This is a genomic window from Paenibacillus sp. Soil522, from assembly GCF_001428245.1.
Classification (GTDB): Bacteria; Bacillota; Bacilli; order Paenibacillales; family Paenibacillaceae; genus Pristimantibacillus.
This window is the reverse complement of record NZ_LMRV01000037.1, coordinates 52,338-66,406: the sequence shown is the minus strand read 5'-3', so window position 1 is coordinate 66,406 and position 14,069 is coordinate 52,338. Positions and strand designations below refer to the sequence as shown.

6 protein-coding genes are annotated in these 14,069 nt (G+C 43.3%); all 6 read left to right on the top strand.

Annotated features, from left to right (window positions below; translation table 11 throughout):
- The 6 genes from ASG81_RS11620 (at window position 1) to ASG81_RS11595 (ending at window position 13,955) form a co-directional block, all read left to right on the top strand.
- Window positions 1-1,437 (top strand): glycosyl hydrolase family 28 protein, encoded by a 1,437-nt coding sequence (locus ASG81_RS11620; protein WP_056633726.1) that lies wholly within the window; start codon window positions 1-3, stop codon window positions 1,435-1,437.
- A gap of 99 nt (window positions 1,438-1,536) precedes the next feature.
- Window positions 1,537-3,840, top strand: coding sequence for a helix-turn-helix domain-containing protein (locus ASG81_RS11615; RefSeq protein ID WP_056633722.1), 2,304 nt, complete (start codon window positions 1,537-1,539; stop codon window positions 3,838-3,840).
- A gap of 275 nt (window positions 3,841-4,115) precedes the next feature.
- Window positions 4,116-5,096, top strand: a complete 981-nt coding sequence (locus ASG81_RS11610; RefSeq protein ID WP_056633720.1) for an ABC transporter permease — start codon at window positions 4,116-4,118, stop codon at window positions 5,094-5,096.
- A 17-nt stretch (window positions 5,097-5,113) separates the two neighbouring features.
- Window positions 5,114-5,995 carry a carbohydrate ABC transporter permease gene (locus ASG81_RS11605; protein ID WP_056633716.1) on the top strand — a complete coding sequence of 294 codons (882 nt, stop codon included), beginning with the start codon at window positions 5,114-5,116 and terminating at the stop codon, window positions 5,993-5,995.
- Between the two features lie 54 nt (window positions 5,996-6,049).
- On the top strand, window positions 6,050-7,693 hold the full coding sequence (locus ASG81_RS11600) for an ABC transporter substrate-binding protein (protein ID WP_056633713.1): 1,644 nt from the start codon (window positions 6,050-6,052) through the stop codon (window positions 7,691-7,693).
- A gap of 202 nt (window positions 7,694-7,895) precedes the next feature.
- Window positions 7,896-13,955, top strand: coding sequence for an OmpL47-type beta-barrel domain-containing protein (locus ASG81_RS11595; RefSeq protein ID WP_056633710.1), 6,060 nt, complete (start codon window positions 7,896-7,898; stop codon window positions 13,953-13,955).
- The last annotated feature ends 114 nt before the right edge of the window (window positions 13,956-14,069 follow it).

Below are 14,069 nucleotides of genomic sequence, written 5' to 3'. Positions count from 1 at the left end.
ATGAGCCATTTAAAGATTTGGGAGGCACCCGAAGGGGCGGTAGGCCGAGACGATTTTGAGGTTAGCGTCCGCATTCCGGGGGGGAGCTGGCAGCCACTCTTCGTGTATGAAGCGAAGGTGGACATGCACAATGTTAGACAGGCTTCCATGGCCTATTTTGACATGGAAGGAACGGTGGAGGTCCGGGTCGAGAGCCGGAAGGGACCTGTTCATCAAACCGTCATCCGCCCCCTCTCGAAGCAAATTCCGTTCGAGGTGGAAGGAGCGGCTGTTACCTTCCGTTTGAATGAACCTTGCAAGCTGTCCATAGAAGTGAATGGGGACCGCTTCGGCAATCTTCATCTTTTTGCGAATGCTCCGGAGGACAATCCACCGAAACCGGATGACCCGAATGTGCTGTTCTTGAAGCCTGCCATACACAGAATGGAGGATATTCAACGTTTGGTGAATAGTCCGCTGCCTGGAGGAGCGGCTCCGGAAGTGATCTATTTCGGGCCGGGGATGCACTATTTGGAGGAAACGATTTTCCGCATTCCGTCCGGGAAAACCGTCTATATCGCCGGCGGCGCCATTGTTGTCGGGTCCCTCGTTTGCGATCATGTGCAGGATGTCACTATCCGCGGCAGAGGGATGCTGTATTTGTCCGACTTCCACCGGTTTTCCGCTTTTCGAGGTGTGCGGATCATTTATTCGCACCATATTACGGTGGAAGGAATCGTGCTGCTGGACCCGCCGCACTACAGCATTTACATCGGCAAGTCCGAGCATATCCGAATTCGCAACTTCAAATCCTTCAGCACGCGGGGATGGTGCGACGGCATCGACATGATGTCCAGCTCGCATATTGAGATCGAGGATGTGTTCCTGCGGACGTCCGACGATTGTATTGCCGTATACGGAAGCCGTTGGGATTATAAAGGGGATTCACGCTGCGTAAGTGTCAAAGACTCCGTCCTTTGGGCTGACGTAGCTCATGCGATGAATATCGGCGGACATGGGGACTATCGTCGGGGAGGCGATTTAATCGAGGATATCCAGTTCAGCAATATCGATATTTTGGAGCATCATGAGCCCCAGCCCGGTTATTGGGGGGCCATGAATATAAATGTCGGCGATAATAATACGGTGCGGAACGTCACCTATGACAACATTCGTGTGGAGGATTTTGAACTGGGCCAGCTGGTCGACATCCGTGTAGTGTGGAATGAGAAATATAACCCTGTTGCCGGTAAACGAATTGAGAACATACATTTCCGGAATGTGACCTATAACGGGAAAAATGAACATAAAAACCGTATTTACGGGTTTGACCAGGAACGGACCGTGGATGGTGTCACCTTCACCAATCTGCGTATAAACGGTGAGTTGATTCTGGATGCGGAGCAGGGACATTTCGACATCAATGAGCACTCCCATGGCATTCAGTTTCGTAAGTGACTAAAGGACGGTTCTGGGCGAACTGGGGGACTGAATACAAGATCGGTTTCCCAGGTCGTTCTCCCAATAGATATATCGAGGGGGAGGGGGGACTGCAAAATGAAAGTAGATCGTTTAGGGGGCAGGCTGAAATCCCACTATAGAAGAAATTCTTTATTAATAAAAATCTTATCATCTTATTTAGTTATTGTTATCGTTCTATTATCCGTTTTTTCCTTTGTATTATTTCGTACTTACAGCAATAGAAGTATAGAGCAAGTCAGTCAAACCTCTGAAAATTTTATATCGCAATCTTATTATATTGCAGATCTAATGCTCATAAATGTTTATTATAACTTTTATCAGTTATTTATCAATAGTTTGGATAGTGATCTTAATTATGGTTTGTATGTTGATAAATCAGATGCATTCGCCGATCAAGATGTATTAAAGAAATTAAAGCAATATGTGAAGTCAAATCCGCTTATTCGTTCCATTTATATTTATAATTCAAAGGCTGACAGGGTAATATTCAGTATTTCTGAGGTAGGAGAAGGGATCCAGACGACAACAGATTTTTTGGATCAAGATATAATCCATATTCTGAGGAATACGGAACAAATCGTTTCTGATGAATATTTTACAAGAAAAGCGGATTATGTAATAGATAATAGAAATATAAGCGAAAATTTATTGACCTTGGTTCTTGCAAACACTGCAAATAATGGTGAAATTGAATCGTCATTGGTAGTTAATCTAGATCAAAGAATACTACAGCGGATGGTTACTAGTGGAAGAACCGGAGATCTTAATCAAGTATTGATCATGTATAAGAACGGTAATGTATTATCTCATGAAGACACTTCTATGATCAATAAAAATCTTGCCAATGAAAGCTTTACGAAACAAATTATGCAGTCTAACAGTGAAAAAGGCAGTTTTATTACAAAGATTAATGATAAGGAATCACTTGTCAGCTATGTGAAAGCAAAGCATTTAGGCTTGATATTTATAGGCATTGGCGAATATAGCAAGCTATTATCGTCAGCATATTCTATGCAAAGGACATTATTGATTTTAACAATTATTTTTATACTTGCGGGGATCATTTTAGCTGTATTTTTTACATCAAGTATCTATAATCCCTTTAGAAAATTGCTTCATAAATACAGACTGGATTCAAACAGATTATTGAATGATAAGAAGAAGACATTTTTGGGAAAATTAGTTGATGGGGAAATTGACGAAAAAATCTACGACAAAGATTATATGATGGAATGCGGGGTAAGTTTTGACGCTCCATTCTTTTTGACCATTGTACTTAAAATGGATTCACTTGAAAATGTTCTTTCAGGTAAATGGTCGAAAGACGTAAGATTAGTTAAATTTGCAATTCTTAACATTGCAAGTGAATTCTTTAGTGATAAACGATTTAAGGTAGAGGGCGTTGATAACGGACACGATTATGTAAGTATTATTTTAAATGTAAATGATAGAAGTGGCGAGATTGTGAGTAAACTAATCGATACTACAAAGGAAATACAAGATAAAGTAGACAAATATCTGAAGATTTCGGTATCTGCGGGAATAGGTGATATTGTAGAAGGAGTTGAAGGTATAAGTAAATCCTTCCAGAATGCACTGGCAGCTTCGAATTACCGAATTATATTCGGTAGAAAAGCAGTCATAGAATATGGTGATATAGCTGAACGAAATAATAATGATCTCCATGAATATCCTTATGATATTGAGAAGAGAATGATCGAAGCCATAAAGGAATGCAATTTAAGAAAAATTGACACAAGCCTTAATGAGTTTTTTGAAAGGCTTGCTTTATATAGTGCTGATGAAATACAAATAACGGTGTTGCAGTTAGCCGTGTTGCTTACAAGGACACTAAGCGGTTTAGCCAAGACTAGTATTGAGAATGGAGAATACAGCATAAAGGTGCTTGTTTCTGAGATCCAGACTTGCGAAACGTTGGAGGAAATAAAAACGTATCTCTATTCACTCTTTTCCAAATTTGTAGAGACAAAAGGCAATGATTCTAAAGAAAATGTAAAAACCATTATTGTAAATAAAATTAAAGATTATGTTGGAAAGCATTATGATGGCATAAATATTTCAACGGATACAGTAGCAGAGTATGTAGAGCTGTCTTGTAATTATGTCAGGTCTATTTTCAAAGAGATAACGGGTATATCATTATCAGATTATATTACACAATGCAGGATGTCAGCAGCGCAGAGACTTCTAATTGAAACGGATTATCCTGTCGGCAGGATTGCTGAATTAGTTGGGTATCCAGAGAATAGTAAGCACTTCTTTACCGTATTTAAAAAACACTTTGGCAGAACTCCGGAGAATTATAGAATGAGTATCCAGAATAGTGGGAGTCAAAGCAAGCGAAGTTCGAATGGGTAATGTGAAACAGATAAAGAGCCGACAGCGGAATTGACTATGTCGAATAGTCATTCATGCTGTCGGTTCTTTTTCTTGTAAACCGTTGAGTTCAAATAGCATCGGGATACGTTGCAGTGTGTTTTTGAACAGGTTCAAAAACCATCAAATCGGCATTTTGATAAAACGAGAACTTGAACACTCATCAACTTGGTATTAGAGTCAAAAGGGAAAAGGCTTTCAGTGTTACCACGACGCGAGCCGAGAGATTTATTTAGCATATGGGGAGGATGATAAATGTGAATGTGGCTTTGAGCAATAATAAAGCGGACAGCGTAGTGATGAAGAAGAATAAAAAGAGCTTCCTATCAGATGTGAAACAAAATTTCTATTTGTACTTATTAGTTTTTCCGGGCGTTTTATATTTTGTAATTTTCAAGTACCTGCCGATGGTAGGGTTAATCGTAGCTTTTCAAGACTTTAATACGGTGAAAGGACTTTTTAAAAGTAAATTTGTCGGTCTGAAAAATTTTGAATACTTCTTCACTTCAAAGGATTGGCTGATTGTAACCTGGAACACGCTGTATTTAAATATATTGTTTCTTTTTACAGGTCTGTTTTTTTCGATCCTTATTGCCATTGTTCTATCGGAAATCAGCTCCAAATATTTCAAGAACGTGACACAATCGATTGCCATTCTGCCGAATTTTATTTCCTGGACATTAGTTTCGATGTTTGTTTATGCATTACTGTCGACGGATGTAGGATTAATTAATTCCGTTTTAAAGACGTTTGGTTTTATTCAAGAAGGACAGGAAATCACTTTTTACTCCAATCCGAATTTATGGGTCGGTATACTGGTTGTTCTAAAAATATGGAAAACCGCAGGCTTCGGTTCCGTTATCTATCTGGCTGCTATAGCAGGCATTGACCAGGAAATCTATGAAGCTGCCAAAATCGACGGTGCCGGCCGTATGCAGTGTATTACAAAGATTACCTTGCCGCAGCTTAGAACAACAGCAGTGCTGTTGACCTTATTTGGCATCGGAGGCATATTCCACGGGGATTTAGGTATGATTTATGCGATTGTTGGCGACAACCCTAATTTGTATGACACGACCGATGTTATTGACACTTATGTATTCAGAATGCTTAGACAAATGAATGAAATCAGCATGTCTACTGCGATCGGATTTTATCAATCACTTGTAGGTTTTGTCATCGTATATATAACGAATTATTTTGCCAAGAAATATGATTCGGATTCAGCCATTTTTTAAAGGAAGGAGATAAAAAAATGAAAAGCAGCTTGGAGAATAAGGCATTAGATCTATTTTCTTATCTTTTCATGGCCATATTTTCAATATTTTGCATTGTGCCTTTTATCCTTATTATATCAAGCTCTCTATCGGACGAAAAAGCTGTACAATTGACCGGCTTTGCTCTTATTCCCAAACAATTCTCGTTATTTGCTTACGAGGTTATATTTCAGGATAACGCAATATTCAGCGCTTACAAGACAACGATCATTTTCACGGTTGTGGGTACGATCCTTTGCCTTATCATTACCAGTGCTATGGCTTATGCCCTTTCTGTGAAGACGTTTACTCACAGAAACAAGATTGCTTTTTTCGTCTATTTTACGATGCTGTTTAGCGGAGGTTTGATACCTACGTATCTTCTTATCTCAAAATATTTAGGTTTAAGTAATAATATCCTAGTTTATATTATACCGGCGTTGGTTAATCCGTTTAATATGTTTCTGTTAAGAAATTTCTTCAGGCAAATACCGGATTCGCTGGCGGAGTCCGCCAAAATAGATGGAGCTAATGACATCTATATTTTATTTAAAATCATCCTTCCCTTAGCAAAACCTGCAATGGCAACGATCGGATTGTTTTATGGACTCAGTTTCTGGAACGAATGGTTTACAGCCACCCTTTTTATTACCGATAAAGACCTGTATTCATTGCAATATTTGATCATAAAGGTGTTGAGAGAAGTGGACTTTATGAATCAAATGAATCAAATGCAAGGAGTTATAGTTAATTATGTAATTCCAACCAATACTGCCAGAATGGCTACTGCCGTAGTCACTGTAGGTCCCATTATTTTTGTATATCCTTTTCTGCAAAAGTACTTTGTTAAGGGATTAGTAGTTGGAGCCGTTAAGGGCTAATCCCGCAAAAGCGGTTTAGTATATATGATTGAACAAAATAAGGGAGGAAGAAAGATGAACAAAAAGAAGTTTTTTGTAACGCTGCTTGCTGTAATGATGCTTGCTACTTTATTCGTTGGATGCAGCAAGGCGCCAAACAAGCCGGATGAAAGCACCGCGCCTAACAGCAATGCACCCGCCGGCAATGCGACAGAAGGTACTGAACCCGCAAAACAGAAGGATCCGGTTACGCTTAATATTCGTTTCTTCGGGACTGAAAACGGGCATTATCGCGCTGTCGATCCTGCCATTAAGGAGTTTGAGAAACAGACGAAGGATACGCTTAACACGACCTTGAATCTTACATTTACAGCGCCTGCCGACTATGGATCCTTGCATCAATTATGGATCACATCGGGAGAAGACATCGACCTCTTTAACCCATGGGAAAAGGATAAATTCGCTAGAGATGGCGCGTTGGCAGATTTAAGCGAATACTTTAACAACCCTAAATATCCCGGACTTCAGAAGGCTTTCTCGGAAGAGTATATCAATGATAATAAGCTCTATGGCAAAACCTATGTCATTCCAATTACAAACGCTTTCATGGATATGGAAGGTGTATGGTACAGAAAAGATTTGTTAACGAAGTATGGAATGAAGGATATCAGCAGTTATGACGATTTGTATAACTTCCTTGAAAAAGTAAAAGAAAATGAAAAAGACATGATACCACATGCGAACTACGGAACTGCTGCTTTCTTTAAATTATTTACCGATATCAATGCACAACAGCTGGAGGGAAAAGTATTTCCATTTACCGGCATCGGAAATCCGAGGAAAAATTTCATTTATGTTCAAATAGCCGATGATGAGAAATCCGTTGCGGGTGTGGCAGCTTATGGCGATCCGGCATCCGAATGGGCGAACATTAATCCCAAATACGGTCTGGATTATCTTATGAACCAGTTTAATCAAGCGAAGCGATTTAACAAATTTATCCCGGCAGATACCCTGACGAATACGACTGGAACAGGAAAGCAAGCCGCTTCCGGATTCGTAACCATAAGCAATTTCAAGGCAAACGAAGCCAAAGAAAAGGCACAAGATCCGAACGCGGAGCTCGGTTTCTGGCCGATCTTCAAGAACAATCAGGAAATGGCGCCTGGAATGCAATCTACGGATGGCAAGGCATGGAATTTCATGGCAATACCTGCTTCTTCTAAAAAAATTGAAAGAACAATGGAATTCCTGGATTGGGTTTTCTCCAGCCAGGAGAACAATGACTTATTCACTTACGGTATCGAAGGTACAAACTGGGAGGCTGTAGGAAGTAATCAGTGGAAGCTTCCGGATGGAGTCGATCCGGCTAAAAATTACCTCTTCCCTGGTTACCAGATGACTTGGAATCCGACACTGTATCGAATTCCTGCAGGATTGCCGGAGCAGCTTCAGCAATATTATGAATATCAATTTAAGCCGGAAACGTATAAGAAAAATGCATTGGCAGGATTTACATTTGATCAAGAGCCTGTAAAAAATGAAATGGCCAAATGCAACACCGTTATGGAGAAGTATCTTCCATTCTTATTGTCCGGTTTCGGCGACGTGAATGATAATTTGTCGAAGATGAATGCGGATTTGAAGGATTCAGGTGTAGATAAGATAAAAGAAGAATTGAAGAATCAAATAAACGCCTTCCTCGCTCAAAAGAAGTAAAATATTCTCAATATCCATCACAATGAAGAATGCATTATTATTTGTTTAAGTAAATCAGGGACATCTATAGATTTAGGTAAATCAAATCTATAGATGTTCCTATCCTAGATAAATGCCTGCTATGTGAATCTTATTTAATCAATCAAAGCAGGGATTTGTGAAAACGCTTTAATTTTTTAGGGAAATGAAAGGGTGATTACAGATGAAACAAAAGGGAAGAAGAGTGTTATCCCTTGTTACAGCCATTGTAATGATAGCACAGATGCTTTTAATCGCTTTGCCGGTTACCGTTAAGGCGGAAACAACATCGATTTTTACAGATTATCTGCCGCAGATAACTGTAACTACCGATGAAGCCGGATTTACTCATCCCGGTGTCGGACTGACCAAGGAGCTCCTTGATAACGTTAGAACGAAGATAAGGTCGGGAGCGCAGCCTTGGACGTACTATTTTAATTCCATGGTGCTCGAAGCATCCGAGGCTTCAAGAACGGTTGGTTCAAGCAACAGCAGAGACGGTGTGACACCGCTCAACGATAATTTTGACAGTCAGGGCTTTCAAGGCAGGTTTATTGACGATGCCGTAAAAGCATATACACAGGCGCTAATGTATTTTATTACCGGTGATGAAGTATACCGTGCCAATGCAATGATAATTATCCGCATTTGGGAACAGATGGATCCTGCGAAATACGCGTACTATACAGATGCGCATATTCACGCAGGAATACCTCTTAACCGAATGGTCATGGCAGCGGAGATATTAAGGTATACAAGCACTCAAACAGAATCACTGGCTTGGACAGACCAAGATACAGCTAAATTTACCAACAATCTTATTGTTCCGGTAACGGAAACATTGCTACATAGTCAACACCATTTTATGAACCAGCATAATTATCCGATCATAGGAGCCATGGCAGGGTATATCTTTACCGGCAACCGCGAGAGATACAACGAGGCTGTGGAATGGTTTACCGTTAACCGTACAGCTAATGACCAAGGCTTCAACGGATCGGTTAAGGCTCTGTTCCGGTGGGTTACGGAAGAACAAAAACCCGGAATGATAGTCGGGGAAGGAACGCCGGTAGAACCTCATGTTCAGCATATGGAGATGGGGAGAGATCAGGCCCATGGCGGTGGCGACTTAACCAACGCGGCCATCATAACCCGTTTGATCCATGCTCAGGGAACCAAAATAGACCCGGTAGCCGGAACCCCGTCTACAGCGGACAATGCAGTAGGCATAATGGAGTTTCTGAATGATCGAATTTTAGGGGCAGCCAACTATTTCTGGCAGTTCATGCTCGGTTATGACACGCCATGGACACCGCAGGCATACGCAATTACCGGCGGCGACCCTGATAACGTTGGTATGGGCGGATATATAAGAGACACTTATAATACAATTGCACACGGTTACTGGGGAAGATTTGGGACGGCTAACTTCTGGGATTTTTATTCCTACTATACGTATGTCAAACATGAGGATGTAGCCCAGAAAGCGCCATACTATTATGAAGCCTTCACCAAGAAACTCGTACCGAGCCCTGGTGGCTGGCGGAATAAGGATGCAGGCAATGACTTCTGGCTCTACTTGCCTCAAGAGGCTGAGGCTGATGCGGCAAAGTTTATTCCTCAGGATCAAACAAGCGGAAAAACCCTGCATCTGGAAGACCGGTACACGAATCTTGACAACAATACGGCTACTATGCAAGAGGGCGATACCAGATTTATTCGATTTAATGCAACGCAAGAAGGAAGTAAAATAGCTGTTCTCAGCTTTGCAGGCGCTGCCGGTTCGGGACCCTTCGGATTCAAGATTCGAACCAATGGCGTAACCACATTTGATTCGTTGGGTTCGACCTTTACTCTTCCGGATACGAAGGGGGAGTGGAAATATGTAGTGCTGGCAGGGTCTTTTTACGATATTGTCTTTATGACGGTAAAAGGGGCCCCCGGTGTTACCGTCGATATTGACTCCGTTGATGCGGCGGCAGGTACGAATCTGACACCGCCGGTATTCAAAGCCGGAAGCTCGGATTTGAAGATCTATTCTTATGTAGGAGCGTCCGTGAATATAGATTTGTCTGCTACGGATGCAAACAGCACGGATGTGATTGCATATGAGTTTCAGAATAATTCCAAAGGGCTTCCGATAGATGCCCATACAGGCGCATTTTCCTGGCAGCCTACAGAGGCCGGAAACTATTCCGTTGTCGTTGCGGCTACGGACGGCACTGCCGTTTCGGTCAAAAATGTAAACATTATCGTAAGCAGCGACCGTGCTTCCGCAGTACAAGCCATCATTGCTTCCTATGATCAAAACCAAGTTTACGTGGAAGCAACGCTCAACAATTTCCAAACGGTTTATAACGACACGTTGAGTCTGATTAACACTGCGTCCGAAGCGGAGTTCGATATGCAATTGCAAGCTCTAAGGGCTGCAGTCGATGGTCTGGAATTAGTGACGCCTTTAACTGATTTCGGTATGCCTTGGTCCAAGGTTGTAGCTTGGTCCACCTTTGGTAAAGATGCCTATTTAGTGAATGATGGTGATTGGGAAAGCGGCGCTTGGTTTGGTCTGGCGCAGGGGTCACCGCCGCATTTGTATCATTTGCTGGATTTCGGTCCCGATTATAAGGTTTCAGCTACCAAGTTTGGATTCAAGAGCAATATTTTCGTAGATCGTCTCGCCAACTCCACGGTATATGGATCCAATGATAAGATGAACTGGACACGTTTGACACCGGGAGTCACCCAGTATACGCAAGCTTATCATACCCTTGATGTGGATCCTGCGTACCAAAATGAGAAATACCGTTATATCAAATTGGAAATGATCAAACCGCTGCCCGATGTTCTTCGTGGGAATTTGATTAATCTCTTGGAAATGCGCGATTTTGACATTTATGGAACACGTCATGAAATCGGCAACAAGCTTCAATCGGTTTCCTTAAGTTCGGATCAGGCTCTTAACGGCAGGGTTGCACTAGGCAATACAATTAAAGCATCCATCACGGCCAAAGAAGCGATCCAAAACGTAACGGTCAAAATTCAAGGCCAGGATGCCACAGTCAGTACGACGGACAATATCAACTGGACGGCTACGGCAACCTTGACTGGAAAAGATCAAACAGGCGATGTAAAAGTTAGTGTCGATTATACCAAGCAGGACGGAACGAACGGAGACACCGTGTATGGTACAACCGATGGTTCCAAGTTGTTCGTTGCCGATGAATCGGATTTGATAAGCAATGTAACCAGCCTCGCGAATTTAATAGATTCTACTTCCGGAAGAAGCGCGGCGGATACATTAACACAAGTGAATAATTTATTTGACAACGATGCAACTTCGGGTTCCGACTTCCGGTTGAACGGCTCCGGCTCCGGAAGCTATATCACCTTTGACTTTAAGGAAGGCAATCTCGTTACGCTTTCGAGTGTAGAATTGCTTGCAAGACAAGGATCATTATCTGGCAGAATTAACGGTGCCGTTGTCCAAGGCTCCAACGATAATACGACTTGGACGACACTCACGAAAGCAGCGGTTTCTACACCGGATTGGCAAACGTTATCGGTCAGCGGCAATGTCCCGTATCGTTATATTCGAATTTTCAATGGCAATGCTTGGTATGGCAATATGTCCGAGGTGAAATTCCATGGAAAGATTGAATCCGTGACCCAAATCCAATCGGCTTCGATCAGCTCGCCTCAAGTCATTATGAACAGGATCGTGCCTGGAAACACGGTAAATGTAGCGATTGTAGCCAAAGAGCCTATTAAAGACGTAAAAGTCACGATTCAAGGCCAAGATGCAGTTGTGTCTTCTACCGACAATATCAACTGGATGGCTACGCCGACCTTAAATCAAGGGGTGGAAGCAGGCCCTGTTAAATTCACCGTTAACTACAATAGACAAGATGGAACGGAAGGGTTTCCGGCTACTCAAACAACAGACAACACTTCCCTTTATCTTGTCGATGAGTCGGATGTGATTCGCGATGTCACCAGCATCACAAATTTGATTGATTCCACTTCAGGAAGAACTGCCGCGCAAACCTTGCAGCAGGTGAATTACTTGTTTGACAGCAATGCAAGCACGGGTTCCGACTTCCGTATTGGCAACAACTCCGGAACGGGAAGCTACATTATCTTTGACTTTAAAGCAGGCAATCAAGCTACGCTTACGAGTGTAGAACTGCTCGGAAGAACTTTGTATGACAGAATTCGCTGGGCAGTAGTCCAAGGCTCTAATGATAATACGACATGGACGACTCTCACCACTCCGGCGGTATCTACACCGAATTGGCAAACCTTTGAAGTAAGCAGTAAAGTGCCTTACCGTTACATTAGAATTTATAATGGAAGCACTTGGTATGGGAATATGGCAGAAGTCAGATTCCATGGAGCAGTGAAAGCGGCGGACGTGACAGCTCCGGTCACAACGGATGATGCTCCTCAGGGTTCGGTTGTCATAGGTACAACGATAAACCTCAATGCCACAGATGATAGCTCAGGTGTTGCGGCAACTTATTACACCGTTGACGGCGGCACGCAACAAGCCGGTAAAACGGTAACATTAAATACCGATGGAGCGCATACGATCGTTTATTGGAGCGTAGACTGGGCAGGCAATGAGGAGCAGCGTCACACGCTTACTGTAAACATCGACGATACTACTCCGCCTGTTGAGGCCGGTTTGTATGCAGATATTACAGCGCCGACCAACAAAGATGTTACAGTGACGATCTACTATCCACTTGACGCGGCGGTGAAGGAGTACAAAGTGGGCGATAACGTTGAATGGACCGTTTACACTGCTCCTGTAACGGTTTCCGACAACACAACGGTGTATGCAAGAAGTGCGGATGCCGCAGGCAACATCTCGGAAGTGGCGAGCTACACGGTCAGCAACATCTATAAGACAGCACCTTCGGACGCTATCTTCACAGCTGACATTACAGACCCGACCAGCGGCAATGTTACCTTGACGATCAGCTATCCGGACAACGCGACGGTCAAGGAGTACAAAATCGGTGAGAACGGCACATGGACAGCGTACGAATCACCTGTCACCGTATCCGACAATGTTATTGTCTATGCACAGAGCAAGGACTTTGTAGGCAATGTATCGAATGTGACCAGCTATACCGTCAGCAATATCGACAGGACGCCGCCTGCGGACGCCGTATTGTCCGCCGACATTACAGAGCCGACGAACCAGGATGTAACCGTAACGGTCACTTATCCGGTCGATGCTGCAGTGAAGGAGTATAAGGTTGGCGAGACCGGCGTTTGGACCGCGTACGGCGCTCCTGTGGTGATCTCCGAAAACAGCATGGTGTATGCAAGAAGTACGGATGCTGCCGGCAATGTCTCCAACGTCACCGAATATGCGGTTGGCAATATCGACCGTATACCGCCGGCTGACGCAATCTTGGCAGTAGATACCACAGTTCTGACCAATCAAGGTGTAACCGTAATGATCACCTATCCGGACGATGCGGCGGTGAAAGAGTATAAAGTGGGCGATAGCGGCCTGTGGGAAGCTTATACGGAGCCCGTTGTTGTTCAGGAGAATGATACGGTATATGCAAGAGGAACGGACGTTGTAGGCAATATATCGAATGTAACCAGCACGGTTGTAAGCAACATTTGGAAGAATGCACCTGTCACCACGGCAGCATTAAGCCCTGCTCAGCCTACCGGCAAGAACAGCTGGTACACAATGGATGTTACCGTAAGCTTATCGGTATCCGCCGATCCAGCTGGAGGAGCTGTAATAACGGAGTACCAGGTCAATGACGGCGAGTGGATGGTATACACCGGTTCCATTCCTTCCTTTGGCGATGGGGTTTATAAGCTCAGTTACCGCAGCAAGGATGAAGCCGGCAATGTAGAACAACTCAAAACGATTGAGTTCAAAGTGGACAAGACAGCCCCTGTATTATCTGTCCAGTTGGACAAGACGTCGATTTGGCCGCCGAATCATATGATGGTACCTATCAATGCCACTTTGCTTTCGACCGATGACGGTTCAGGAGTTGAATCTGTGGTGTTGACCTCCATCACAAGCAATCAGCCGGACAGCGGTAATGGCGATATTCTTGCCAATTTCGGTACAGCCGCCACTTCATTCAGCGTGCGTGCGGAAAGAGGAAGTATCTACACCATCACGTACACGGCTACTGATAAAGCGGGCAACAAAACGCCTGTATCTGTAACTGTCACCGTGCCTCACGATCAATCCGGCATTTAATAAGAAGAATCATGTTGCGGGAGGAAGGCCTTAGTGCCTTCCTCCTAATACCGGTCAGCAATGGTATACGCAAGCGATCAACAACAATACGGCATACCGTTATCTGCGATATTA